Origin of the sequence: Microcoleus sp. A003_D6, assembly GCF_036702825.1 — a bacterium.
In the GTDB taxonomy this organism is placed as follows: domain Bacteria; phylum Cyanobacteriota; class Cyanobacteriia; order Cyanobacteriales; family Microcoleaceae; genus Microcoleus.
The window spans coordinates 8,515-35,008 of sequence record NZ_JAUBWA010000056.1; the positions used below are offsets into that span (position 1 = coordinate 8,515).

General features: G+C 44.1%; 20 protein-coding genes and 1 riboswitch. Of the genes, 5 read left to right on the forward strand and 15 right to left on the reverse strand.

Annotation, left to right across the window (positions count from 1 at the left end):
* Positions 1-3,197: FG-GAP-like repeat-containing protein (locus tag QUB70_RS16775; RefSeq protein ID WP_332982045.1), on the reverse strand; the 3,197-nt coding region annotated here is incomplete at its 3' end.
* An 88-nt stretch (positions 3,198-3,285) separates the two neighbouring features.
* Between QUB70_RS16775 and QUB70_RS16780 the strand changes: the two genes are divergently transcribed.
* Entirely contained in the window at positions 3,286-4,362 is a 1,077-nt protein-coding gene (locus tag QUB70_RS16780) for a TIGR03032 family protein (RefSeq protein ID WP_442927792.1), read from the forward strand.
* A gap of 77 nt (positions 4,363-4,439) precedes the next feature.
* Here the strand turns inward: QUB70_RS16780 and QUB70_RS16785 are convergent, their stop codons facing one another.
* The 3 genes from QUB70_RS16785 to QUB70_RS16795 form a co-directional block, all read right to left on the reverse strand.
* Positions 4,440-5,285: a glycerol acyltransferase gene (locus QUB70_RS16785; protein ID WP_332982047.1), complete on the reverse strand. Its 846-nt coding sequence runs from the start codon at positions 5,283-5,285 to the stop codon at positions 4,440-4,442.
* Positions 5,286-5,541: 256 nt separating this feature from the next.
* On the reverse strand, positions 5,542-9,042 hold the full coding sequence (locus QUB70_RS16790) for a response regulator (RefSeq protein WP_332982048.1): 3,501 nt from the start codon (positions 9,040-9,042) through the stop codon (positions 5,542-5,544).
* Between the two features lie 901 nt (positions 9,043-9,943).
* On the reverse strand, positions 9,944-10,066 hold the full coding sequence (locus QUB70_RS16795) for a hypothetical protein (RefSeq protein WP_332982049.1): 123 nt from the start codon (positions 10,064-10,066) through the stop codon (positions 9,944-9,946).
* Positions 10,067-10,606: 540 nt separating this feature from the next.
* On the opposite strand from QUB70_RS16795, the gene QUB70_RS16800 reads away from it, so the two are divergent.
* From QUB70_RS16800 to QUB70_RS16815, 4 genes are all read left to right on the forward strand, one after another.
* The gene (locus QUB70_RS16800) at positions 10,607-11,230 is read left to right on the forward strand and encodes a GNAT family N-acetyltransferase (protein WP_332982052.1); all 624 of its coding nucleotides are present in this window, start codon (positions 10,607-10,609) and stop codon (positions 11,228-11,230) included.
* Between the two features lie 418 nt (positions 11,231-11,648).
* Positions 11,649-11,793: riboswitch (cobalamin riboswitch) on the forward strand.
* Between the two features lie 303 nt (positions 11,794-12,096).
* Entirely contained in the window at positions 12,097-12,279 is a 183-nt protein-coding gene (locus tag QUB70_RS16805; protein ID WP_332982054.1) for a hypothetical protein, read from the forward strand.
* A complete protein-coding gene (locus tag QUB70_RS16810) occupies positions 12,269-12,727 on the forward strand; it encodes a hypothetical protein (protein WP_332982055.1) in 459 nt (152 codons plus the stop codon). Before QUB70_RS16805 ends, QUB70_RS16810 begins: the two co-directional genes overlap by 11 nt.
* 145 nt (positions 12,728-12,872) lie before the next feature.
* Positions 12,873-13,973, forward strand: a complete 1,101-nt coding sequence (locus QUB70_RS16815; RefSeq protein WP_332982056.1) for a fatty acid desaturase — start codon at positions 12,873-12,875, stop codon at positions 13,971-13,973.
* Positions 13,974-14,492: 519 nt separating this feature from the next.
* Here the strand turns inward: QUB70_RS16815 and QUB70_RS16820 are convergent.
* From QUB70_RS16820 to QUB70_RS16870, 11 genes are all read right to left on the reverse strand, one after another.
* Entirely contained in the window at positions 14,493-14,780 is a 288-nt protein-coding gene (locus QUB70_RS16820; protein ID WP_332982057.1) for a hypothetical protein, read from the reverse strand.
* A 75-nt stretch (positions 14,781-14,855) separates the two neighbouring features.
* On the reverse strand, positions 14,856-15,611 hold the full coding sequence (locus tag QUB70_RS16825) for an SDR family NAD(P)-dependent oxidoreductase (protein WP_332982058.1): 756 nt from the start codon (positions 15,609-15,611) through the stop codon (positions 14,856-14,858).
* Between the two features lie 53 nt (positions 15,612-15,664).
* Positions 15,665-16,489 carry a sugar phosphate isomerase/epimerase family protein gene (locus tag QUB70_RS16830; RefSeq protein ID WP_332982060.1) on the reverse strand — a complete coding sequence of 275 codons (825 nt, stop codon included), beginning with the start codon at positions 16,487-16,489 and terminating at the stop codon, positions 15,665-15,667.
* 91 nt (positions 16,490-16,580) lie between these two features.
* Positions 16,581-17,708: a DegT/DnrJ/EryC1/StrS family aminotransferase gene (locus QUB70_RS16835; RefSeq protein ID WP_332982062.1), complete on the reverse strand. Its 1,128-nt coding sequence runs from the start codon at positions 17,706-17,708 to the stop codon at positions 16,581-16,583.
* 5 nt (positions 17,709-17,713) lie between these two features.
* Complete coding sequence (locus QUB70_RS16840; RefSeq protein WP_442927791.1) at positions 17,714-18,136, reverse strand: secondary thiamine-phosphate synthase enzyme YjbQ; 423 nt, start codon at positions 18,134-18,136, stop codon at positions 17,714-17,716.
* A gap of 9 nt (positions 18,137-18,145) precedes the next feature.
* Positions 18,146-19,147, reverse strand: coding sequence for an SDR family oxidoreductase (locus QUB70_RS16845; RefSeq protein WP_332982064.1), 1,002 nt, complete (start codon positions 19,145-19,147; stop codon positions 18,146-18,148).
* Positions 19,148-19,561: 414 nt separating this feature from the next.
* The gene (locus QUB70_RS16850; protein WP_332982065.1) at positions 19,562-20,854 is read right to left on the reverse strand and encodes a glycosyltransferase family 61 protein; all 1,293 of its coding nucleotides are present in this window, start codon (positions 20,852-20,854) and stop codon (positions 19,562-19,564) included.
* 117 nt (positions 20,855-20,971) lie between these two features.
* Entirely contained in the window at positions 20,972-22,909 is a 1,938-nt protein-coding gene (locus tag QUB70_RS16855; RefSeq protein WP_332982067.1) for a transketolase C-terminal domain-containing protein, read from the reverse strand.
* Between the two features lie 138 nt (positions 22,910-23,047).
* On the reverse strand, positions 23,048-23,791 hold the full coding sequence (locus QUB70_RS16860; protein WP_332982069.1) for an HAD-IIB family hydrolase: 744 nt from the start codon (positions 23,789-23,791) through the stop codon (positions 23,048-23,050).
* Positions 23,792-23,799: 8 nt separating this feature from the next.
* Complete coding sequence (locus QUB70_RS16865) at positions 23,800-25,275, reverse strand: glycoside hydrolase family 13 protein (protein ID WP_332982070.1); 1,476 nt, start codon at positions 25,273-25,275, stop codon at positions 23,800-23,802.
* A gap of 286 nt (positions 25,276-25,561) precedes the next feature.
* Complete coding sequence (locus QUB70_RS16870) at positions 25,562-26,464, reverse strand: glycosyltransferase family 8 protein (RefSeq protein ID WP_332982072.1); 903 nt, start codon at positions 26,462-26,464, stop codon at positions 25,562-25,564.
* Between the last annotated feature and the right edge of the window lie 30 nt (positions 26,465-26,494).

Below are 26,494 nucleotides of genomic sequence, written 5' to 3' on the forward strand. Positions count from 1 at the left end.
GTTTTGTTGAGAGTGCCGCCAATTAATGCACTGCCAAAGTCGATCGCACTTGTCGTACCATCAGCAATATCCGTTGTACCGTCTAATACTTGGATTTCTGGTAATGCTGTTGTTGTGACTGATGCTGAAATCGGGAAATCAAAGGGATTTTCATCGCTGTCATTATTGACAAATTGCAGCGTACCTGTTTTATTTCCGGCTACTGTCGTATCTACTTGAAGAAGCAAATTAGCACTACCGCCGGCGGCTACTGTTGCAGGTAAGGTTCCAACTAAGCTAAATCCGGTTGGTAAGGTAAGGTTGCTGAGGTTTAAAACTGCTGTACCGAGATTGTTGACGGTAAAGGTTTTGTTGAGAGTCGCGCCAATAATTGCACTGCCAAAGTCGATCGCACTTGTCGTACCATCGGCAATATCAGTTATGCCATCTAATACTTGAATTTCTGGTAAAGGCGTTACATCGTTATCAGTAATTGCAACGTTACCTGTTGTCGTAGTTCCGAGTGTGATACCGCTAGAAGAAGTGGAAATTGTGAAAGTTCCTGTTTCACTTCCTTCTACCAGTGCATCATCATTAACATTGACGGTAAATGAACCTGTGGTTTGACCGTTAGGAATGGTAATGCTAGTCGGAATTGTTCCTATAAAATCAGCAGCAATGGCAGTTCCAGACAGAGCCACATTTACAGTTTTATCTCCAACAACTGCTTGAGATGCTGTGGCGGTGACAGTGATAACTGGACTTCCGGTTTCTGTGCTTGTGACTGGAGAAACTGAGAGGTTGACTGTGGGGAAGTCGTTATCAGTAATTGCAACGTCACCAGTTGTCGTAGTTCCGAGTGTGATACCGCTAGAAGGAGTCGAGATTGTGAAAGTACCTGTTTCACTTCCTTCTATCAGTGCATCATCATTAACATTGACGGTAAATGAACCTGTAGTTTGACCAGCAGGAATGGTAATGCTAGCAGGAATTGTTGTAAAGTCAGCAGGAATGGCAGTTCCAGACAGAGCCACATTTACTGTTTGATCTCCGACAACTGCTTGAGATGCAGTTGCAGTCACAGTTATTACTGGACTTCCGGTTTCTGTACTTGTGACTGGAGAAACTGAGAGATTAACTGTGGGGAAGTCGTTATCAGTAATTGTCAGTGTCGCAGTAGTATTAGCCGCAACTGGATCGAGAAAGTAGTTAAAGCCAGTATCAGCAGTGAGATTGACTTTGACTGTTTCCCCTGGGTTGATAATAGCATCATCAAAGGGGACAACATTGAGGACAGCGGTACTTGCACCAGCGGCAATGGTGAAAGTATTAGCAGTAACATTCGTGATATTCGTACTCGTACTCGCAAATGAGTAGTGCCCAGGAGTAGCAGCGGTACTGCCGGTGGTGTCGAAGTTGACGACTATGCCACCAGCGGGGGCGGGAGTATCGAGGGTGATATTAAATGTGCCATTGGTGAGGCCGGTTTCGGTGGGATTAGTAACTGCGGCGATGCTGACTTTAGCGGTGTTGTTCAGGAAGATGGAGGTGGTGTTGCTACCTTGGTTCGCCACAGCTAAGTCAGGTTTGCCGTCACCGTTGAAGTCGTCGATGCTGACTGATATGGGGTTAGTTCCAGTGGTGAAGTCAATTTTGGTGGCGAAGGTGGGGGTGGTGGCCCCTGTGGGGGTAGTGTTCAGGAAGATGGAGGTGCTGGCGCTACCAAAGTTCGCCACAGCTAAGTCTGGTTTGCCGTCACGGTTGAAGTCGCCGATGCTGACTGAAGCGGGGCCATTCCCAGTGGTGAAGTCAAATTTGGTGGCAAAGGTGGGGGTGGTGGCAAGAGTGGTGGTGGTGTTCAGGAAGATGGAGGTGCTGGCGCTGCCAAAGTTCGCCACAGCTAAGTCAGGTTTGCCGTCACCGTTGAAGTCGCCGATGCTGACTGATCTGGCGGTAGTCCCACCGATTAAGTCAACTTTGGTGGCGAAGGTGGGGGTGGTGGCAAGAGTGGTGGTGGTGTTCAGCAGGATGGAGGTGGTGTTGTTATTTTGGTTCGCCGTTGCGAAGTCAGGTTTGCCGTCGCCGTTGAAGTCGCCGATGCTGAGTATTGTGGGTCTAGGCCCAGTGGTGAAGTCAACTTTGGTGGCGAAGGTGGGGGTGGTGGCAAGAGTGGTGGTGGTGTTCAGGAAGATGGAGGTGGTGTTGTTCAAGCTCGCCACAGCTAAGTCAGGTTTGCCGTCGCCGTTGAAGTCGCCGATGCCGACAGAATTGGGTTGAATCAGAGTGGGGAAGTCAACTTTGGTGGCGAAGGTGGGGGTGGTGGCTCCTGTGGTGGTGGTGTTCAGCAGGATGGAGGTGTTGGTGCTGCCATAGTTCGCCGTTGCTAAGTCAGGTTTGTCGTCACCGTTGATGTCGCCGATGCTGACAGAAACGGGGGTAGTTCCAGTGGTGAAGTCAACTTTGGTGGCGAAGGTGGGGGTGGTGGCAAGAGTGGTGGTGGTATTCAGCAAGATGGAGGTGCTGGCGCTACCTCGGTTCGCCGTTGCTAAGTCAGGTTTGCCGTCACCGTTGATGTCGTCGATGCTGACTAAAGTGGGTAAATTCGCAGTGGCGAAGTCAACTTTGGGGGCGAAACCCAGGATACCACTGTAGGTTTTGAGGGCACTTTCGGTGAAGGGGAGTTTGGGTGGTGTGGGGGATGGGGGGATGAGTTGTTGAATTTCCCAGTTGCCTCCGTTGGCCCAGTTGCCTGTCGGGTGGGCGTTGGCGGCGATTTTTGCTCCTGTGAGTTGGTGGAGGCGATGGAGGAATTGGTTAGCTTCTCGTGGGGTGGGGGCGGGTTTATTTAATTTGTCGAGGATTGTTAAATATTTTGGCGAACCCGCCCCTACAGTCGCGGCGACGCTGCACCCATACAGTAGGATGGATGCGTCTGCTGTGAGGCTGGCTCGCCACTGCTGTATCTGCTGAGTATATTGGGGGAGTGTTTCAATATTTAATGCTGTATTCCCTAACTGGAGATGGCCGGGAGCACCGTGTGAAATAATGTGAATAGCTGAGTATTGCTTACCTTTGAGGGTTTCGGCGATTTGTGCTACGGCGTTGCGATTTGGATCGAGGATGCTGACTTCGATGCCTTGGTGGATGCCATCGATCAGGGTTTGGCTGTCTGGGACATCGGAGGTGATGAAGGCGATCGCACTTGTTATATGAGACATAGATGTTGCACCCGGAATATTTGCAATAATTTTAGCAGATAGAATATTGTTTGTAAGCGATCGCGATCGCCAATTGTCTGTAAAATATATGACTTCTGATTCACTTAATGACCTATCAGTTTTGAATACAGTCAGCGAACACGATATTTTTGGCGATCGCGATTTTCCAACTTGGCTAACTCAACAACAAATCAGCCTTGCTTGCACTACCTATCAAACCAGCCGGTTAATGTTAATCGGTGCTGCGCCAGAAACTAATAGAATTTCAGCATTTTGGCGCATATTCGATCGCGCAATGGGGCTTTACTGCACAGGCGATCGCATTTACCTCAGTTCCAAATATCAACTCTGGCAATTAGACAATGTGCTAGCTGCGGGAGGACAACATCAAGGTTACGATCGCTTATACATACCGCGCATCGCCTACACTACAGGCGATATCGACATCCATGATGTAGCTGTAGATAGCAGCGGACAAGTAATTTTTATCAGCACATTACTCAATTGTCTAGCCACATTGAGCGCTCGCCACAGTTGTAAACCTTTATGGAAACCACCCTTTATCTCACAATATATAAATGAAGACCGCTGTCACCTCAACGGTTTAGCAATGGTGGAGGGGAAAGCTAAATATGTGACAGCATCGAGTCAGTCGGATGTTGTGGATGGGTGGCGCGATCGCAGGCAAAACGGTGGCATAGTGATAGATATAGAATCAAATGAAATTGTCGTATCAGGATTATCAATGCCGCACTCACCCCGCTGGTATCAAGACAAATTGTGGGTGCTGAATTCTGGTAGGGGAGAATTAGGATATGTGGATTTAGATACAGGGAAATTTAATGCGATCGCATTTTGTCCCGGCTATTTACGAGGCCTAGCCTTTTGGCAAAACTGGGCAATAGTTGGACTCTCCAAACCCAGAGGTGGCGACAACACTTTTAGCGGCTTAGAATTAGATGAATTGTTAACAAAAAAAGATGCCGAACCGCGCTGCGGTATCATGGTAATAGATATTAACACTGGAGCCATAGTTCACTGGGTGCGATTTGAAGGAGTAGTTACAGAACTCTATGATGTGCAAATAATCCCAGAAGTCCAAAGACCGATGGCTTTAGGTTTTAAAACTGAAGAAATTGCCCAATTAATAACTTTGGAAGTTTAACATATAAGAGCCTAAAGAGAAGGTAGATCGTCCTTATTTTCGATCGAACCGATAATAATTTGATCGTCCTGCAATTCTCAATTACCAATCAAACAATCTAATTGTGCTTGCATTTGGGCGGTAACTAAATCGAAACAAGCATCAACATAATCGCGATCGCCCGCCGCTTCCTTACCGTACCTCTCAAATACAATCGGTTCGCACACGCGAGTCCGAATTTGCACGGGTAAAGGCAGATGTGGCAAAGGCCCAATACCCAATCCCCAAGGCAATCCCAAATATACCGGAAATACCACCGGATCGATGCCCAACAACCACGGCATTCCCCATTCGTGCAATTGCTTTGCTTGTTCGTAAAAATCCGCCAAAACTATCAGAGTATCGTGGGCACCGTGGGATATAATTGGTACAATTGGCACTGCTTCTCGCAATGCTAATTTAATAAATCCCTTGCGTCCGGCAAAGTAAATTTTATCGCGCAAGTGGTGGGGGCGAAAAACATCTTCTGCGCCGCCCGGATAGACGAGAACCGGGGCATTTTTTCGCAAAGCTGCGATCGCCATTTTCGGATGCGCCTTCAAGGCGCCGCACTGAACCGCCATGCTAGCAATCTCTGGCGAAACCTTCCAAACCGTGGGGTGCATCAATCCGTAGGCTAAGCGTTCCGTACCGTACCTGCGGAACCATTCGTATAGGAACATAAACATATCTGGAGCGGCTATTCCCCCGTTGTGAGAACCGACAACGAGCATTTTTCCGCTCGCGGGGACGTGGTGCCAGCCGTCGCTTTGTACGCGAAAATAGTAGCGGTACAGCCATTCCCAGACTGGCAGCAAAAATTGAATGAAGTCGGGATTGCGATCGTCCAAAGATAAACCGTCAAAGGGATAGTTAGAGGATTTTTTGTGAGTAGTTTTTGTCACTTTAAAAATATTGGAAATTGGGCATTGGAAGTAGGATCGTGTAGCTGAAGTATTGGGAATTGGGAATTAGAAATTTGTAGTAGCGCGCAGTCGAAGTATGGAGGATTGGTGCGAGCTTCTAGCTCGCGAGTTAGAAGCTCGCACTCAACAATCACTCGTATTAAACAATAAATATAAGCGATCGCTCTGACTCGATTTAACCAATCACCCACCACAAATAACCCACCACAAATAACCAACCACAAATAACCAACAACTAATCACAATTGAGTACAAAAGTCAAGACCGTTTCATCAATTCCTTTTAGTTTCAGCGGCTTGTATTTAACAATTCGACCTTCCTCAACATAATCTGCAACCGCCGCCGAAATCAGCACTGTGTTTGGTTCCGCCACTTCTTGCAAGCGGGCGGCAATATTCACGCTCGGCCCGATCGCAGTATAATCCGATCGGTCGGGGCCGCCAAACATCCCCACCACCGCAGTACCCTGGTGAATTCCGCAGCGAAACCGCACCGGATTCACCCCATTTTGCCCCACAATTCCCTGCTCCAACCAGCCCTTGTTAAGCTCATTCAGAGATTGCAGCATAAGCCTTGCAGCAGCAACAGCGCGGCGTACTTGCTCGTTAGGCGTTAGTTCCTCCGGCGCGCCAAAGAAAGCCATTACCGCATCTCCGACAAACTTGTCCACCGTACCGCCGCTGTCAAAAATAGCCTTAGTCATTGCCGCCAAATATTCATTCAACAGCTCGGCTACCCGGCGCGATCGCAGCGTATTTGCCATTTCAGTAAAACCGACAATATCACTAAACAAAATAGTAATCAATCGCGGTTCCGGGCGCAAATCCAGGGCCAAATCTCCAGCAGCAGCCGCCTTCACCATCGACGGCGGCAAAAATCGGCGCAGCACCGACTCAGTTAAATAACTGTTCAACTGCTGGACTCGGCGCTCATTTTGTTTGAGGGCGATCAAATTCCGCACTTCCGCCAACAATTCGCGATCGTTAAAAGGTTTGGACAAATAAGCGTCAGCACCCCGTTCTACTCCTTCTATTCGAGTATCTTCGTCCGCTTTAGCAGTCAGCAAAATTGCCGGAGTTCCCTGCAATTCTTCATCCTCTCGAATCATCCGAATCAAATCCAAACCCGATACCAAAGGCATCATCAAATCCGTTACAATTAAATCCGGTCGGCGGTTTTTTGCCACGGCAAATCCTTCTTGTCCGTTGCGAGCGAGCAGAACTGCAAAGCCGGAATCTCGCAGAATTCCCGACACATAAAAGCGCAAATCGGGATTGTCGTCAACCACCAGAACCGTGCCCACTGCTGTTTCTGAACTTATCGGTTCGAGAGCATCAAAATTCTGATTTTCTGCCTCATTTTCCGAGAAATCAGACTCAACATCTGCCAGTTCCACTGAAGCTTTGGATGAGTGAAACTCCGCAGGTATTTCTAGTACCTGTTCTGGGGGCAAGTGAGTCGAACCGAAGTGCAGCCAAACGCTAAAAGTAGTACCTTCGCCGTAAACTGACTCGACGGAAATTTGACCGCCGTGGAGTTCGACTAATTCTTTGACAAGTGCCAAACCTAAACCGCTGCCTTCGTAGGAACGGCTGGCAGAACCTTCGGCTTGGTGAAAGCGCTCGAACAAATAGGGAATTTGTTCGGTGCGAATGCCGATGCCGGTGTCTTTTACTTGCAACAAGCAGTGAGCGCCGGCCGATGCAACTGTCAGGGTGATATTTCCCCCTTCTGGGGTGAATTTGACAGCATTTGATAGCAGGTTGTAAATAACTTTGTCAAATCTTTCAATATCCAAATAAAGTAAAGGACATTCTTGCAGTTGGGTAATTAAGTGCAGTCCTTTTTTCTCGCAGTAGGCGCGGAACGACTCTGCGGTGGAGTAACAGAAACCGACTAAATCGCAGGGGCGAAAACTCGGCTGCATCCGTCCGGCATCGAGACGCTGCAAGTCCAGCAGTTGATTTACCAAGCGCAGGAGGCGGCGGGAATTTCGCAAAGCGATTACGGCTTGTTCGTAGGGCAAGTCTTCTTTGCGGCCGCAAGCTGATTCTAGAGGGCCGATAGTTAGTGTTAGAGGGGTGCGGAATTCGTGGGAGATATTTTGGAAAAACTCGGTTTTGAGCCGATCGGCTTCTAGAAGCCGTTCTGCCTGCTGTCTGGTAGTCTGGTAGAGGCGCGACTGCTGCACCGCCAGAGCAGCTTGAGTTGCTACAATTTGAGCCAGGTCAATGTCTGAGAGGTTCCAGCGGCGGGTGCTGCCATTTTGGCGCAGGGAAATGCTGCCGATGATTTTGCCTTCTGAGAGCAAGGGAACGACTAACAGGGCGCGGGCGGGCGATCGAAGTTGCACTTCTGTAACATTTAACTCGGGGTGTTCGTTGAGGTCTTCGATCGCCACCGGCTCTTTTGATACCATTACTTGCAGCAACACCGGATTGCCCCGAATCGGTACCAAAGACTGCGGTAGGGAAGGATGGGCAAAAACCCAGCCGCGAGCGTTCCCAGCAGCAATAGCAGAAGCCACATCAGGGCTTGGAGGGTTCCCAACTACCTCTGGATGGTTAAAACCTTGTTCTACAGCCACGGTATCCCTAGCGGTGTCGTAGAGCCCCACGCACTGGACGTACTCATCATCTTCTGTCCACAGAGATAAGGCGCAGCCGTCAACTTGCAAAGCTTGGCCGAGCTGTTGAGTAATGGCTGCAAAAATATTTTGGGGGTCGAGGCTCGATCGAATTGCCGTAGTAATAGTATTGACTAATGCCTCGCGCTTTGCCAGGGCTCGCACCTTTTCGTAAGCCCGGGCTTGAGAAAGCGCCAAAGCAGCTTGGTCGGCTACCGTAATTACCAACTGTACCTCGTGGTCTTCCCACAGGCGCGGTCGATCGAACTGGTGCAGCGCCAAGACAGCCATCAGTTCCGTTTTGTAAAACAGCGGTACGATCAAGCTCGATCGAATATTCGCAGCTTGGTAAGCCTGCTGCCGCTGCGAATTGTTCCAGTTTAAAACTCGATCGTCAGTTTGGGCATCTTGAATCACCTCCACCTCCCGAGTTTCCCAAACCAAATCCCGCAGCAAATCCGGGGACAGTTCGGCTGCTGCATCATCTCCGGGTCTGGCTTCAGCATCGTCCTTCTGGTAAACGAACCACTCATCGGCCACCTGACCGTCTTGGAACGGCCGCAGCAGACAGCAACTCACCTCAAACATCTGCGCCACGCTTTCCACAATTCTTTGCAGCATTTGCTGGTAATTGGGAGCCGATCGGATAGTATTTGTAACGGCATAAAGGAGCGATTCTTGCGAGAGAGCCCTGCGCAGTTCATTGGTGCGGGCTTTCAGGATATTGTGAGTATCAACAGCTTGACTGACAAGAGTTTTGAGTTCTTCAGCATCCCAAGGCTTGGTAACGTATTTGAATACTTTGCCAGCGTTAATAGCTTCTACTAAATCTTCAACATCTGTATAGCCAGTTAAAATAATTCGGATCACGTCGGGGTATTGAGCCGCCGTCAGGCTGAGAAACTCCGTACCGCTCATTTTTGGCATTCGCTGGTCGGAGATAATCACGGCAACTTCTCCCTGTTTTGCCAAAATTTCGAGGGCGGCGGGGCCAGATTCAGCTCTGAGCACTTTGTAGTCTCGATGGAAGGTGCGGTAAAGCAAATCGAGGTTATCCGGTTCGTCATCGACGATCAGAATTTTTAACTTAGGATTTTCTTGGGAATTCATGCACCGTTCTCCTGTGCCCCGGGGCTGTTCGATTTAATAAGTCTGATGAAAGGAATAATTCGCCGATTTCTGTTGCTTAAATCACAATAATTCGTGAATTTGAAATTGTTGTGAGGCAAGCAGAAGCAAGAATCAACCTTGATTTTTGATTTGTGGGTTTTCAATTCGGAATTCTTCAAAAGCCACAGTTATCTGTCGTGCACCCCAATTTTATTATTTAATGATATTCACATAAACTCGTCTCGCGGGAAGTGCCCTTGACCCCTCACCTCTATGCCCAGAAGAGGAAACACGAATCCGGCACTTTTAACTGCCGTCTGGATATCTCATAATACATAGGAATAACCGTCCTGATTGTGAGTTGATTTGCCAAATTTATGCGATCTTCTGGCAGCTTTTGCCTGTTTTATTTGGTATGAGAAAACTGCCCCCAGCACGATACAATAGACAACCGCCATCTTCGGCTGTGTTTTTCTTTCTCAAGATGACAGCAACTTTAACAGTCCGGCAAGGATACCGCCCGATCGCCGTCGATAGGGCCCCTGAGTGATATTCGGCAGTGGATGACACACAACAGAGGCTTTGAGTGCGAGTGGCGCAATTGCTGTACAATTTGAGTGAGAATTGCACTTTTTCCCCCGATCTCGACATTTTTTGTGCCTCCTGCACGCCTTCGACAAGCCAATTACTGCGGCGAAACACCGCAAGCTTGACCCTCTATCTGTTAATCTTAGCTAGGGATGTACTTTGTGGAAACCTATCGGTCGATTTTAGATTTTAGATTTTAGATTTTAGATTTTAGATTTACTGCACAGATGAATCTGGGAGCAGGAACTAGGGTCTAAAATTTCGATCTCTCCACGACGAGTGTACGTGGTACCGTATCGGTTATTGGGCGGGGTCAATCAGCTCGATCGAGGTTTTGAAGGTCTCGATCGCCCGCAGCACAGTATCGCGGCACAGTATCGCGGCACAATATCGCTCCGTTATGGGGGGAAAATCCCCGCAGACTGTTTCCAGGCATCCAAATTGAAATTGGACACTTGGGAGAGTACCCCCGGGCGCAACAGGTAAGGCCGGTTCGATCGGGGACGGGCTTGCTGATTGCCCAGAACTGCTGAAAGCTGGGTTGCCGATCTCTCAGGTCGGCGATGAACCTCCGACGCGCGAGCGCGGCCGATTTTATTCTGGCCAGTCGTTGAGTTTTTCAATTACCGCTTGACGGATAAATTATATTCGATCGGTATTTCCGCAAGCAGAGAGCGGTAGGATTCCGGGAACCTGACGTTAAAACCTTTTTGATTGTTTTTAATACCTTTCCCCCTACCCAGAAATCTAGTATTAGGGGATGAGTTTTTATCGAGCTTAACTAGAGTATTAAATGCTTTAATTTTCCAATTTACATCAGATACTACTTAAAGTCAAGCACAAAAAAAGGTGATTTAATCTGGCTAATACATTATGTCTATAAGTTACGTTATAAGATCGGTATAACCTCAGTGAAGTTTCTAAGAGGGGCAGCTTAGAAACCAGTGTAAAAAAATTAATATAGTGACCTGGAATTGTGAATCCTTCCTTTTTTTCCTCACCCTCTCACGAACAACAAACTCCCGGAATTTCTGGCTTTTCGATCCGGGCGGCTGCGTCCAACGACTTGACGCAGCTAGCCGATATTTTGGCCGTGAGCTTTCACTCCCGCCAGGGGTTTGTAGAATGGGTGTATCCGGTGTTGCGTTTGGGAATTTACGAAGATTTAAAAAATCGACTGCGTTCTAAGGCAGAACATTACATTTGTCTGGTTGCTGAGCTAGTCTCGCGCGATCCGGGAACGCAAAATTATCGATCGCACCGAGCTCAGTGCATAACAGGAACAATAGAAATGGCTCTGCGTTCTCGCTTCCCTTGGCAAATCCCGAGTTCTGACTATCCTTATTTGTCGAATTTAGCCGTTCACCCGGAGTACCGGCGACAGGGAGTTGCTCAACAATTGCTCGGCAACTGCGAGGAGACAGCCCGAGAATGGGGATTTTCTGAGATTTACCTCCACGTTCTGGAAAATAATCACGCGGCGCGACAGTTGTACTATCAGGCCGGCTATCGCTTGCAACAAGTGGATTGGAATTGGACTTGTTGGCTGTTCGGCCAGCCGCGCCGGCTGTTTTTACGCAAGCAGATTTCGCTCTCCTAAGCTAATTATTGGAATTGATAATTGGAAATTGGGAATGGGAAATTGGTGATGAGTTTTAATTTCCTATGATGCGCGATCGCACAACCCTAATAAAATTGGCTTGTAGTGAAAACTGGAGCTACCAACCGCTGTGTAAGCTGTGTTGCATCTAGATTGCCTATGGTATTAGAGAGGGAGAGGGGGAGAAGGGGATCGGGGGAGAGGATTTGACGATTGTTCGATCGGGACTCGAAATATACAATTTAAATGCACAACAGCGTACCTTCGGACACCTGAAAACCGCGATCGAAAGTTATCAACCTTCAACATCTTTTTACGCCTCCTCTATCATATTAATGCCTTCAGGTGCAGCGACTTGTTAAGCTGCTGACAAACTTCACAGTTTTTTTACACCAACAAACCCGAGTTGTGATAACGTCATATTTGTGTAAAAATAGGTTGCAACGAAAAGCAACCGTTGGAGGAAAGGGGGAAAGTTCGGCGTAAATCCGGCACTGTCCCGCAACTGTGATGAGATTATAGAGTCTCTCAGTCAGAAGGCCCGCCGATCGCAAACCTGTTCTTTTTCGTCTACGAGGCATAGATGATGGTTAATTCAACATTCTCAAAATTGATGTATCATGGCGATCGCTCTATAGACTTAGAACGATATTGTTGGAATTCACTCATTCCTGATAGATTTTGAGTCAGGTAATAGTTTATTCCTGACTGTGAAGACGAGGCGAAACTCCACCGCTCGCTAGTTCTTTCCCTGTAGTTAGTCGCTACTCTTTCCAAATCATAATACTTGGTACTGGTTTGAACTTAGCCTCCGTATATTTTTGCTGTAAATCTTCACTAATTTAATCGTTTAAGTAAGTTGAGTTATGACGATTCTAAATGAGACATTGGGCTATCCTCCGATTGGTAAAAACCGGGAAGTCAAAAAAGCCCTAAAAGCATCTTCGAGTGGGAAATTAAAAACAAATTCTTTATTGCAGACTATTCCCGCGCTGCAAAACATAGTGAAAGCTGCTAAAATTCTGCGCGAGGAAGCGAATGCGAGTTGAAGATAACAAGCGGCAAGGTAGCTTTGACTATTGGCAAAATCTGTTCGTTCACCAAAATATGCTGACCATTCGATACACCGCTTGGAATGAATTTTTAACCCTCGGTCTAGGAACGGTGGTTTCTGATGTCGATATGCCCGTCAACACACCTGTGAATTGGCAGGCTGATACGGTTCCGCATCACTTGCAATTCATCACAGAATTATCGGTAAAAGATTATCTGAAACGACTGGAATTAGAGCCATCCACCATCTCCAATTTACTTCAAATCATTGCAACTTACAATCCCACCCAAGAAATTATCATTCTGCTAACACGTAAGGGTAAAATTGAAATCGATTTGCTGCAACGTTTAGCAATCCCCCGGTGGCTTGTTATCAGCAAGTACGTCAACGCTGGGATGAATTTCAGCTTTGCAAGACAACCCAAAGGAGGAGCCAATGAGTGAATCACTCATTGGCTCAGGTTTGTAACGTACGGGCTAAATTTTAACAGCAATCTACCCAATTACCACAGCTAAACAATGGCAAGAATCGCCACCTGATTCTAATGCTAATCTTATCGAAGCAGAATAGACATCCTCAATGAGAAACATGATAAAAAAGTCAGATTTTGTTCTAACTCCTTACATGAAGAGCAACAATTTAAAAGCTAGTTGGCAAATACTCAATACAGTCATTCCCTATACACTTTTATGGTTTTTAGCATTTAAGGCAGCAGCCATTTCTGTATTCCTCCTTCCACCGATAATGGTGTTAATGACCCTCTTTTCAGGACGTTGTTTCTCTTTGATGCACGATTGCGGACACTATTCTCTTTTTAGTTCCAAAAAAGTCAATCGAGTCGTGGGTTTTCTGCTAGGTATTATCAATGCGATTCCTCAGTACCCCTGGTCGAGGGGACACGCTTATCACCACAAAAATAATGGTAATTGGGATATGTACCGAGGCCCTTCGGCGCTGATATCCACCGAACAATTTGCGAGACTTAGTACATTTCGTCAAAAAATGTATCAGTTCCTCAGACACCCATTTATGCTGTTTCCCGGTGGTTTTTTCTACCTAATCATCAAGCCAAGACTCGCGCTGGTATTGGGGATTGCTGGTTTTATCGGACATATGTTTGCTTGTCTCAAGCAAGATTTTGGCATGGGTTTATCTGCAATCATTGCTTCTTATAAATCCAAACATTGGTATACGACGGCTGAGTTTTGGGATTTATTATTCAACAATATTTGCGTTATTAGTAGCTGGGTTTATCTGGGCAACTTACTTGGGTTTGGCTTTTTCTGGAGTGTTTACTCAATTGTCATGACCTGTTCGGCGGCGATCTTTATCTGTATTTTCTTCGTCCAGCACAATTTCGATGGTTCTTACGCTCATAAAACAGAGGGTTGGGACTATCTTCTTGGCGCAATAGAAGGCAGTAGTTACCTAAAATTACCAACTATTCTCAATTGGTTTTCGGCTGATATTGGTTGCCACAATATTCATCATCTCTCTGAGCGAATACCTAACTACAATCTTCAGGCGTGTCATCAGGCCAATATTCACCTCTTGGCTAATTCAAAAACCCTGAGAATTCGCGATATTCCTGACTGTTTCAAGTTCATTCTTTGGGATTCTGCTTCAGATAGTCTGCAATCGATTGAATCATTTCAAGAATCAACTCAATTCAGTCATCTAGCTAATTAAAATCGGTGGGAAAGAGGGCGTTGCAGAAGATGGGTATGATTTCTCTAAAATTAGAGCCTTCGGCCTTCGAGCGATCGTTTCATATCTGCATTCAGCAACGCCGTTTTGTTGATAGTAATAGTAATTTTTAAAATACTGAGAATCTGCTATTTGAGATTGTGGTATCAGATTTATTGCATTTAATAGACCTCTTGCAAAAATCCTTTCATCAATTGATGGAACGGGCAAGATGCCCGTTCCACAAGAGTTATTTTTTCTTGTGGAACGGGCATCTTGCCCGTTCTAATTATTTTTGCAAGAGGTCTAATTTTAAAATATTAACTAAATTATTAACTAACTTATCTGAAAACCCACTTTTTCTGAGATGGCTTTCCCATGTTTCATCTTTTTCACCGTAGTGTTTTTTATCGAAGTACATCAGTTCTGTCCCTAAACTAAGCTAATCCGCATTTAAATTGCATAGTCAAATAAAATTTTCCTCTTGTGGGGTGGGCATCCTGCCCGCCCTCAACATACAAATTAAATGCACAACAGCTTACTGGCAATAAAATGAGGTAATAATCTTAACAACTGATATCTACTAATTTTAGAAAAGACTGAAGTTATACTGCTGCCAGTAACCCAACCCAAAATAATTTGTTTTTCATGAGTGTTGTTTAGCAAATACTCCTCAAGTTCTTTTCGATCGTTTTTATGACACTCTTTGTTTTCGCGAGCAAGATAAGTTTCATCAAAATCTGTAAAAACAACGTATTTTGGTTGGGTTATTGGAGGTAATAGCTTTGTCTTCTGTTCAAAATATTTCATATCAAGCCTCGACAATCTTATTTGTGCTTCAATTAGGAGTTAGCTATGAATTCTTTAGTGTCAAAAAATCTGGATTTACATCAGAGATATGCCACCATTGATACACAAATACTGTCCCGTAACAAATTGGGACTCTTGACTAGCGAAGTAAAGCACTGCTTCGGCAATATCCTGTGGGGTTCCAAAACGCTGCATGGGAACTCTTGCTTGGTAAGCCTCCTTTTTCTCCTGAGTGGTAGTTTCGTGCCGTTCTACGGGAATCCACCCGGGAGCGATCGCATTTACTGTGATGCCAAAGGGCGCAAGTTCGGTGGCCATGCTGCGGGTGAACCCGATTTGCCCGCCTTTAGCGGTAACATAAGCGCTGAAGTTGTTGACTGTTCTAAAAAAAACATCACTACTGATATTGATAATTCGTCCCCATTGTTTTTCCTTCATCGCGGGTAAGCAAGCACGGGTGAGCAAGAAAGGACTCTTGATAAAAAAGTCGATCATTGTCTGGAAATCTTGCCAAGTGTACTCTTCAAAGGGTATCTGGGGCTGATTCCCTGTTGCATTCAACACTAAAATATCTACAGATCCTAACTGTGTAGCGATCGCTTCGTAAATCGCTGTCACATCTTCTTCATTGGTTACATCACCCTTGACGAGGACAGCCTTACAGCCAAGGTCTTGCAACTCTGCCAGCGCACTTTCTGCACGCGATACATTGTTGTTGTAGTTGAGGGCGACCTTAGCACCCGCTAAACCTAGCCTCAACGCGATCGCTTTCCCCAACCCAGCACTGCTTCCTGTGACTAAGGCAACGTGTCCATCTAAAGAAAATGACATTTAATTGAGTATCCTCTTATAAAAATTAGAAATCAGGTGACTGAGAACAGGAATCAAAACTCTTGTAACACTTGGCGCAAATAATTCAAACTCTCTTTAGTCCCCTGCTGAACATCTGCTGGTTCTTCGTACTCAACTGCCCAGTATCCTCGATAACCGGCATTCAATAGTTCTTTGATAATAGGCTCCCAAACGATTTCTCCCTTTCCAAAAGCACAGAAATTGGGTTTGCCATTAGCCCATGTGACATCTTTCCAATGACTGTAGTTTACCCAAGGAAGGATGTAGCGTAGTGCCATAAGGGGATCTGTCCCCTGGTTCAAAAAGTTAGCAGGATCGTAGTTGACTCCAACCACAGGACTCTTGATGCCTTCCATAATCTTGGCAACTCGTTGCCCTGTTGCTGTTGGGCCACCGTGATTTTCAATGGTTATTTTAATACCGTGTTTTTCGGCGTAATCACCAATTTTGTTAAAAGCATAGTGAAGCCGAGTAAAAACCTCTGGCGGAACGTTATCGTTTCTATGACTACCAGATAATAAGCGGACAAATTTTGCCCTTAGTTGTTTAGCTATGTCAATAAAACGCTGTACTCTTTGAATCTCTTTTTCGAGAGCAATTTGGTCGGGGATAGTAAAATCATTTCGTGCGGCTATACAGATGATATCTACTCCGGCTTCTTCTGCCCAAGTGGCAATCTTGGCGACTGATTCGTCGTTACCACTATCTAAAAGGTGTTTGGGTGCTTGTGGATGAGCATTGACTTCTACTGAGCGAATACCTTGGTTAGCTACCCAGTGAAAATATTCCGGTATTTCTACTTCTCTCCAGCCCCAAGCTGCACAGGCAATGTTTGATGAGTTGATGTTATTCGGCATATTTAAACCTCCTGATACGACTGTTTGAAAAGTTAGAAATTCCAGATTGGATTATATCATTATTTGCGCGATAATTTTTTCAATTTACACATTACACATATAGATAGAACAATTTAATATTATGGCAGACTTGCTCCAGTTGCTCAACAGTTAATCCTTGATAAATAGGTAAACTCAGCGTTTGCTGTGACTGCATCTCTGCAACGGGAAAACTACCTTCTGTATAGCCTAATTCTCTGCCTGCTGTAGACAAATGAATTGGTACTGGATAATGGATTGCCGTGCCTATACCGCGCTCTCTCAAAAATTGGCATAATTCATCGCGCCGTTCTGCTAGAATGACGAAGGTGTGGTATACGCATTTTTCCCACTCACGTTCTGGCGGAATTTGAATTTGGGAAATTCCATCAAGTTGAGTTTGGTAATAGCGAGCATTTTCTCGACGTTGCTGTGTCCATTCGTGGAGGTAGCGCAATTTGACTAGAAGAATTGCTGCTTGTAAAGTATCTAAACGGGAATTGTGAGACCATAAAACACAGTCATCGCGACTGCGCAAGCCAGTATTACGCATAATTTTCAGCTTGTCGTACAGTTCTGGATTATCTGTAACTAACACTCCCCCATCTCCACAAGCATTTAAGTTTTTGAGTGGATGTAAGCTAAAACAGCCCACAGTTCCAAAAGAACCCACTGGCTGACCTTGATACTCAGCCAGTACAGCTTGAGCCGCATCCTCCACTACGGCAATTCCTTTCTCTTTAGCAATGGCTAAAATCGGTTCCATGTTGCAAGGTCGCCCTGTAAGATGGACTGGAATTATTGCTTTTGTCTTAGAGGTAATAGCGTCTGCGATCTGACTTGGATCTATGTTGTAATCAGCGCCCACATCCACAAATATAGGTCGTCCACCAAGTACGCGAATACAAGTAGTCGAAGCCACAAAGGAATTAGGAACAGTGATGACTTCATCACCAGAACGAACCCCAATCGCTTTTAGTGCCAAAATTAAAGCATCTGTCCCAGAATTTACGCCAATGGCATAACGAACACCGCACAATTGAGCAAACTGACGCTCAAACTCAGCAACTTGCTCGCCTAAAATGAAATCCCCGCCATCAATAACTTCGCCAATTGCTATCAGTAACTCAGACTTCATAAAAGCGTGTTGACTTTTGAGATTAACGAAGGGAATTTGATTAATCTCTAATTGTTTTTGCACTTTATTTAATATCCCAAAATGTTAATAATCACTTCACGAGAATGACCAGACTGGCGATGTTCCCAAATATAGATGTCTTGCAAGCGACCCACCAGCAAAAGACCTTCACCAACGGGAATTTGTTCGGAAGTGTGGGTGAGGGCGGCTCGAATATGGGCAGGCATATCATCTAAACCTTCTCCTGCTAAGAGATATTGACCTGTTTCTGGAACTAAATTGGCAAAAAATGCTTCTACATCCGATCGCGCATCATTCTCCTGAATCAGTAAACTGGCTGAAGTATGACGCAGGAAAAGAGTACAAAGCCCTGCTTGAATTCCCGATTCTGTGACGATCGCTTGCACTTGGGGTGTAATCTGACATAGCGACTTACCAGTGGTTTGTACCTGAATCGCTTGTTGATAAAGTCTTATGGATGAGTTTGTCATGTTAATTCCTTAACCTAGATGCTCAAACCACGATTTTGTCTCTTGCTGAATCGATCCCGGTGTCCAGACTGGAGCATCTCGCCAGAGTTCAATATTGGCTAACATCTCAGCTACTCCTTGACTCAAGGTTACTTGAGGTTGCCATCCTAAAAGAGTGGTAGCCTTGGTAATGTCTGCCCAAGTACAATCAGGTTCTCCTGGACGTTTGGGGATATGGACGATCGCACCTTCTAATAATTGAACGAGTCTCAAAACGCTTTCAGATTTACCGGAACCAATGTTGATAATTTCGCCTATAATATCAGATTGAGCAGCTTTGACAAAGGCTTCTACTACATCGCTGACAAAGGTAAAGTCTCTAGTTTGAGTCCCATCGCCCACTACAGTGAAAGGTGTTCCGGCTAGTTTCTGAGCCAAAAAAACCCCAAATACCGCACCATATGCCCCTGTCGTGCGCGATCGCGGCCCATAAACGTTAAATAGTCGTAATGAAAGGGCTGGAAGTTTATAAACTTGCGCCCAATGCATGACGAGTTGTTCCCCCATATATTTAGTCAATCCGTAGGGGTGTTTGGGATGGCAGGGATATGTTTCTGGTGTTGGATATTGGTCAGGAATGCCGTAGCAGGTTGAGGAAGCTGTGTAAATAAACCTCTCGATTTGAGCAGTACGGCAGGCTTCTAAAAGAGCGAAGGTACTATGTAAATTAGAATGATAGTAGTCTCCTGGATTTTGGATAGAGGGAACTAAATCAGCTAATCCTGCTAAATGAAATACCCAATCAATGTCTGCTAGGGTGGGAGCAGAAATATTGGCTACATCCTGCTCCATAAAAGTAAAATTTTTAGAGGTTTGAGCTATTTTTAGATTAGCAGTTCGCCCTGTAACCAGATTATCCAAACCAACCACACTATGACCTGATTTTAGAAGGCGATCGCACAAGTGACTGCCGATAAACCCAGCAGCACCAGTCACTAAGCAACGTTTATGAGAATTCACTTGACTATTCATTCATTCAAAGCTTAATATTCTAATTTATTAGAACATTTCTTAGTATAGCACACTTTTATATCACCAATTAAAATTATATCTTATGGATGTAAGCTGTTACGCATTTAAAATAGTATTGTAGGGTGCGTCAGCCCTATCTTGTTTCCCTTGCTTAGTAAGTGTTCTAGCTGACGCACCCTACAGGCCTCGTTAGCGGTTTAAATGTCGAACAGCTTATTTTTATATTACACTGTTCTGTAAGCTGTTGAACATTTAAAATAGATTGTAGGGTGCGTCAGTCCGAAGTTTTTCCCGTTTAAGCGTAAGTGTTCGCTTCTGACGCACCCTACAAGCCTAGTTAGTGGTTTAAATGCACAACAGCTTATCGCTTGGAGCGGTTGGTTTGTTAGCCAATCAAATAGAATTGCTATATAACTAGCACTTGTGGTTTGACATTTTATAAATTAGTTTGCTCAATTGTTCGCAGTCAACAATAATATTTTCGTTATTTGCTTCACAAAACAGACATCCGTAATTAAATCCTAACCCTTGAGCTATGGTATAGAAAAAATGACTAATTTTCTGACCAAATATTTCAATTATAGTTGCCCTCTGAGAGAAAATCATATTTGTTAATCCGGCTCCATGAGGAGCAACAATAATTTTGGCTTGAGCAAAAATTTTTACCTGCTCTTGCCAATCTATATCTTCAAGAACATAAGTAACGAAATCCATTTTAGTTAAAGTTTCTATTACTTCTTCTTCATTGAGAATGCGCCGAGCATTTGTTTGACGGCGAGAAAGAAAAATTTTTGGACTCAAAGGAACCTTTGAAATTGCATAATTATCTATATTACCAAGAATACGTTCTCTTACCCAAGAACAAGCTTTGATTGAAACACGGCCTTCTTCCCGCCGTTTAGAGCAAATAACTAATTGGTTAATCTTAGCTCTATATCCATTCCATTGAATACAATCTTCTAATGGATAGCCCATCAATTCTAAAGATTGAATTTTCCAAAGTGGAGGGTCTTTATCGATTATTAATACTGGTTTTTTGCCTGTCTTTTTAGTATAATATTCCAAGGCTTCTAGCCGAGTTAAGCCCTCAGAAATCCAATGAGCGTACAATCGACTCCAATAATTAACTAATGAACAAGCTAAATCAATATGTTCCAAATCAGAGATAGGTCTAATATATTGGAAATTAAAACCTTGCTTAAGTGTTGAAATGACACTGTGTTCTAAACAGTCTACTCTGTTTAAAGCTGTTTCTAAAATAATCTTTCTATCTTCAGAAAATCCAATAGCATCAATCCCAAACAATTCTACATTTTTTACTTCAGCAGCAAAAGGGACGGTAAATTTAAAAACTCCTTCTTTTTCTTTTAATACACTGGGTATTGGCTGATAACTGATGGGTTGTTTAATTGCAGCAGTCTCATCATACTTTAATCGATATAAATTATGGTTACTTTGGGAGTCTTCTATCAACTCGGCTCTTCCAATTAAATGTTTGTTAATATAATCAAATAAAACAAAATAGATGAATTTAAGAGCTGGTATTTGTTGATATTCATCTTCAAGATTAGGAATATTATTTTCCCTTTTACATTGCTCCATTGCCTCAGTGTTTGTGAGGAAATGAGTATCGATAAAATTTAACAGTATAGGATATATTAGTTTAATAATCAGCAAATATTGAAAATTGCTCCAAACTCTTTTCATCTATTTATAACTCTTTCAATTTAAATAATAACCAAGAAGCAATCATTCTCTTTTTTACAAAAAAACATTCTCCGACTTTTTATCAATGATTAATAAACTAATCTCCCTCCAATATCCTTAAACAAATATCTGAGAACCGCTATACTTCGATCGCCCCGCTAAGTCCTTGACTTTGTTCATAATCCCAGTAGCATCAATACCTTGATGGGGTAATTGCTCCCATACTCCACTCGAACCTTCTTGATGAGTACCCATATAGGCATATTTGGGAGAAAAACCCCGCTCTAGTAACCAAGACCCAAATCGAATTCCCAGCCCTGTGCGACGATTTAACGATTCAACGACCAAGACAAAGGGTGTGGAGCCAATATGAGCCATGATGTCTTCATCAACCAGATTCAGCGTTGGCTTGTTGATTAGCCCTACATCAATTCCTGCTTGCTTGAGATTTTCCACCGCCTCAAGAGCGCGGTAAATTACTTCACCAAAGCTGACAATGTACCCTGCTGTACCCTCACGTACCACGTCATCTTTTCCGGGAACAAAGGTATAGCCGTCTCCATACAGAGGTTTGCCATCAGCATCCAGGATATCGGGGACTGGGGAACGACTGGAAAAGATAAACCGTAAACCAGGTTGATGAAACACATTCTCCACACAGGCTTTCATTTGACCGCCATCTACTGGATAATACAGACGGGTTTCGTAGCCATCATCTAGCCCGTTATCTGCAAACATATTATTCAAACCAAAATGGCAGCTATTATCTGCTATTTCATCTATACCACTATGGGAAAATTGGCACAGAACGTTGGATTTATTCAACCGCGCCATTGTGATTTCTGAAATGCACATTTCTAAAAAGGCGCTATAGGTGCTGAAAATTCCCTGTTTTCCTTCCTCCATGCCAAATCCCGCCGCCGCTGCGAAATTTCCTCGCTCCATGATGCCACCGTGATAGAAAATCTCTGGATAGGCTTGACTAATTTTGTTAATCCCACAGGACTCTCCCAAATCACTGTCGATGCACATCACATTTTCTTGGCGTTCGGCGGGAGTCATGGAACTGAGAATTGAAACGACGGTGGCATCGAAGACATGGCGAGTTTTACTGCTAGAACCTGTAAAGGTGTAGGTTGGTTTGAGTGGAACAATTCCTTTGAGATAATTAACGGCTTGAGTGTGTCCGCGAGTTTCCAGATAAGCGATCGCCAAATCCAACCCCAAAGCATCATGACCAAGGGGCGTACCCTCTACCCCGCTAATACCAGGACACATCTGGCGTTTATTCACAACCGCTACGGGACCGTCTGTGGTAGCTGCTTCACAGAGACGACCATACAAATCATCTAGGTTTTCGCCTTCTCCTGTTAGTACAGTTAGTCCATGTCCAGCTAAGGTTTGACTGACATTAAAACCTGGTAAATAATCTGAAGGGTATCCACTACAGGTAGAATTGTTATCGTCAATAATTAAGTTGATATTGAGATTTTTGGCTACAGCTAAACGTGCTGCTTCGGCATTATTTCCTTCCTGCTGTGACCCATCCGATCCCAGACAAAAGACTACCCGATTCGGATTGGCGATCGCTACTCCATTCACATAAGGCCACATATGTCCCAATCTCCCAGCACTAAATTTTACCCCAGGAGTGCGTCCGCGTTCCGGATGAGCAAGAAGTTTAGAATAGGGTTCTCGATAGTGCAGCAGATTTTCAGAATCAAGATCGCCGAGTAGAGTCGCCATGAGATATTGTGTGGCAACTCGGTGTCCGGCTTCATCGAAGAAAATCGGTACAAACTTATCTGGTACTCCCCGAAAGAAGGCATCTAGAATCATAACTTCGGGAACTGTATCATAAGCCCCTCCTGTATGACCGCCTACGCCTTTTGCTGCTGCTATGGCAGTAAAAAAAACAATAGTGTCTCGACAAAGTTGAATATTAGCTTTCAGCGTTTCTCTTTGCTCATCCGTCAAAGTTGAATTAGTCGGGTCTAATTTTAACGGTTTGTAACTATCTAGGTTAATGGGAAAGCGTAAGGTTGTTACAGGCATTAGTTCTCGTTCCTTATACTATTTTTGATTTGGAATTTTAGATTGTCGCAATCATTTTTCAAACCTTGGGGATGATTTTAATTTTAACATTCAGGCAAATCTCATAAATTACTTAATTTAATTATTTTTTAAAGTTACTTAATCCTTGCCATGCTTTTTAAGACCATCCCAAATCCCCATTACACCTGGATATGGACTGTAGTAGACGTTCTCCATTGTTTTAATTTTCTCGACTAACTTGGGTTCAGAATTTCTTACAGCAATTCCCTTTAATCCTGTTTCAAATAATGACAAATCGTTGAGAGTGTCTCCACAAGTAATTGTGTCATCGGGATTAAAATTCATTTCTGCCAAAAATTTCAGGAGTGTTGGGCCTTTGGAAATGCCTTTTGGCATAACATCAAAATAATGGTTGTCTAGTATGATATCATACGACAGGATAGAATCAAATCCAGCGTCGATAACTTTTTGGATGGTTCTAGGTTGCAAATATTCTGGTTTATAGTAGTAGGATACACGATAGTGGGGATTAACAGGCTGTAATTCTATTCCAGGTTCATTGGCTAATAACGCTTTAACTTTTTCGTTAGCATTTCCCCAAGTTTGCGCCACCCAGTCTTGCAAAACAGAAATAGGCTCGAAGGTTTTACCGTGTACGATTGTAGTTCCGACATCAGCAATGATGTAGTCGGGTTGAGGAATGTTTGGATCGTTGTATAGTTCACTAATACGGTCAAGTTCTCTGCCGGTCACATACACCAAAAGAATGCGATCGCGCTGGTCTTGAATATATTGATAAAATTCAGATCGTTGTCGATCGGAGCCACCAAGAAACGTTCCATCTAAGTCAGTCGCCAACAGTAGTGAGTGATTAGAGTCCATAAATGAAATTAACCCAAAATTAATCCACAGCGCGGTGCAAGTGTGAAGTTGAGACTTCTTTGTGCTGCTTCACCACTCCAATTTACCTCATTAGAGCCGTAGGTGAATAATACTTGGTTAGGCTCCGATGCGGAAGCCGCCGCAAGGCTGCGCCATGATGGCTGAATACTTACTTTTGCTGTTTCAGTGCCAGCATTAACCGCAATTACCAATACTTCTTCTCCCAATATCCGCGCAAAAACGTAAATTTGTCCTTCAGCATACAACGAAAGGTACTCACCAATCCGCAGTGCTGCGCGAGTATGGCGCAGTGTAATTAGTTGACGATGATACTCCAGAATATCTCGATCCCACTCTTCTTGTGAAGGAAAAGCTTTACGACACTCTGGATCGTAACCACCAGTCAAACCGACTTCATCACCATAGTATATGCAAGGTGCGCCAGGAAAAGTAAATAGTAACAGCGTTGCTAAATATAAACTTGGGCGATCGCCTCCTGCAATATCAATTAACCTTGCTGTATCGTGATTGTCGATCCCGTTAAGCTGAGTTAACTGAATTTCCCAAGGATAACGTTGCAGTAACTCATTAATTTTATCCCCATATCCAACAGCATCCGTTGGAGGTGGGGGAGCATATTCTTTAAAATGACCTTTGACTTGGCGATCGCCCACAACAAAAGCAGTCGTAGCGATCAGAAAAGGCAGACTTGACACGCCATCAAATTGTGCGCCATCTAACCATTCACTCGCGTCCATTGGAATTTCTCCAACAATATATGCTTCGGGATTGATTGCCTTGACGCGATCGCGGAATTCGTGCCAAAATCCGGAAGTTTTGATGTAATCCGCTGAATCCAAACGCCAACCATCTGCACCAAGCTCAATCCAGTGTTCAGCTACACGCATAATATATTCGCGTACTCCTGGACGATCGGTATTAAACTCAGGTAAAGCACGATGATCGTTCCATGAAGCATAATTAGCCGGACGAGAACCATCATAGGGTGCCAGAGGCCATCCTTGAATCTTAAACCAATCTACCCAAGGAGAATTAGAACCATTTTCCAAGATATCATTGAAAAAATAAAAACCCCTACTAGCATGATTAAAAGTTCCATCTAAGACAAGTTTAATATTGCGGCGATGAACTTCTTTAAGTAGACTGGTAAACGCTTCATCACCCCCTAATAACGGATCGACTTGGTAATAATCAAGCGTATGATAACGATGATTGCTCGCTGAGCTAAAAATTGGATTTAGGTAAATTGCATTAATGCCTAAATCTTGTAAATAATCCAGTTGTTCGATAACCCCCCAAAGATTTCCCCCCTTATAACCGTGAAACGTAGGTGGAGCATTCCAGTCTTCTAAAGGTACATCAAGCAACCACTTTTGGTGTGGTGGGACACTCCTAGCAAAGCGATCGGGAAATATTTGATAGAAAACAGCGTGTTTGACCCAATCAGGTGTATTAATCTGCATAGATTATTCTTTGAAATTTATTAAAATTATTATAGCAAGACAGTGCTTGCTTGAAAGAGCTGCTGACCTCAATCAAATATATATTAGACCTCTTGCAAAAATAACTAGGACGGGCTCTCCGGCCCATCCCACAAAATTTTTTTTCTTGTGGAATGGGCCGGAGAGCCCGTTCCAGAATTTGATTAAAAGGATTTTTGCAAGAGGTCTATTTATGAGGATAGAACTGTTTGACCGAATAAACCGTGTCCTCTACGTCCTCCAACAGAGGGAGAAAAACATATTAATACTATTCTGGTATGTTATCGCTTGTCGATGAGCTAGCCAGAGAAGTATCGGTAGAATTCCAAGCTGTCATAGCCATATACTGGAAGAATAAATCTTGCTTGGGGTGTTTGCAATTTGGTTGCCAAGGTTTAGGAAAATCTGCAAAGTGGACAATCCGAGGATGATGAAGCGCTTGATTAAAGGCTTCTTCTGTGTAGGGACTCTCTGTCCATGATGAGTAGTCGTATATCGCTTTCATTTGATTCCAGCTTGGATCTAGTTCTCCCCATTTACCTGCAAGCACTCCATTGAGTCCATCCTGATCGTGCCAGCGCAGATAATCCCGATTCCTTGTGATGAATTCTAGAGCATTGGTACCTACATTGTCAGCCCGCCACTTTTCAAGATTAATGACTAAAACTCCAGCATTAAAGTATTTATAATCTGGATGAATCCCTATTTTATCATAATGTTTCATAGCTTTTTTGATATATCGCTGCCAAGTATCCTGAACTGCCAATAAATATTGATCTCCAACATCAAGGTTCCATAACTGTTCTAAATCTCCCAGCACAACCACATCACTGTCTATATAAATTGCTTTATTGAAATATTTCGGGATAAGTTGACCAATAAAAAGCCTGTAGTAAACTACAAGGGTGTTATATTTATCGTCAAGCTTCATATTTACAAGCAGCGATTCATCTGGCTGCACCCAAAAAATCTCTATTAGCTCTGAATCAAGAGATTTAGCTATCTTATGTTTGTTGGCTGGGGTAATATTGCCATCAAGTACATACAGGACTACCTTACGTTTATTTTTGAGGTTAACAAGGACTGACTTAACTGTAACAGCCAAAGGCATAGCATAGTTATCATCTGCCGTAGAGATCAGAACAATTGGTTCATGATTTGTATTAGTCATTCGCAAATAATCCTTTCTAGTTGTCTTTGA

Excerpts from the sequence above, each read along its gene's own strand:
- QUB70_RS16790 (WP_332982048.1), bottom strand. The coding sequence starts at position 9,042 with ATGAATTCCCAAGAAAATCCTAAGTTAAAAATTCTGATCGTCGATGAC.
- QUB70_RS16810 (WP_332982055.1), top strand. The coding sequence starts at position 12,269 with ATGCGAGTTGAAGATAACAAGCGGCAAGGTAGCTTTGACTATTGGCAA.
- QUB70_RS16830 (WP_332982060.1), bottom strand. The coding sequence starts at position 16,489 with ATGCCGAATAACATCAACTCATCAAACATTGCCTGTGCAGCTTGGGGC.
- QUB70_RS16865 (WP_332982070.1), bottom strand. The coding sequence starts at position 25,275 with ATGCAGATTAATACACCTGATTGGGTCAAACACGCTGTTTTCTATCAA.
- QUB70_RS16860 (WP_332982069.1), bottom strand. The coding sequence starts at position 23,791 with ATGGACTCTAATCACTCACTACTGTTGGCGACTGACTTAGATGGAACG.
- QUB70_RS16795 (WP_332982049.1), bottom strand. The coding sequence starts at position 10,066 with ATGCCTGGAAACAGTCTGCGGGGATTTTCCCCCCATAACGGAGCGATA.
- QUB70_RS16780 (WP_442927792.1), top strand. The coding sequence starts at position 3,286 with ATGACTTCTGATTCACTTAATGACCTATCAGTTTTGAATACAGTCAGC.
- QUB70_RS16815 (WP_332982056.1), top strand. The coding sequence starts at position 12,873 with ATGATAAAAAAGTCAGATTTTGTTCTAACTCCTTACATGAAGAGCAAC.
- QUB70_RS16805 (WP_332982054.1), top strand. The coding sequence starts at position 12,097 with ATGACGATTCTAAATGAGACATTGGGCTATCCTCCGATTGGTAAAAAC.
- QUB70_RS16825 (WP_332982058.1), bottom strand. The coding sequence starts at position 15,611 with ATGTCATTTTCTTTAGATGGACACGTTGCCTTAGTCACAGGAAGCAGT.
- QUB70_RS16870 (WP_332982072.1), bottom strand. The coding sequence starts at position 26,464 with ATGACTAATACAAATCATGAACCAATTGTTCTGATCTCTACGGCAGAT.
- QUB70_RS16820 (WP_332982057.1), bottom strand. The coding sequence starts at position 14,780 with ATGAAATATTTTGAACAGAAGACAAAGCTATTACCTCCAATAACCCAA.
- QUB70_RS16855 (WP_332982067.1), bottom strand. The coding sequence starts at position 22,909 with ATGCCTGTAACAACCTTACGCTTTCCCATTAACCTAGATAGTTACAAA.
- QUB70_RS16850 (WP_332982065.1), bottom strand. The coding sequence starts at position 20,854 with ATGAAAAGAGTTTGGAGCAATTTTCAATATTTGCTGATTATTAAACTA.
- QUB70_RS16840 (WP_442927791.1), bottom strand. The coding sequence starts at position 18,136 with ATGACAAACTCATCCATAAGACTTTATCAACAAGCGATTCAGGTACAA.
- QUB70_RS16845 (WP_332982064.1), bottom strand. The coding sequence starts at position 19,147 with ATGAATAGTCAAGTGAATTCTCATAAACGTTGCTTAGTGACTGGTGCT.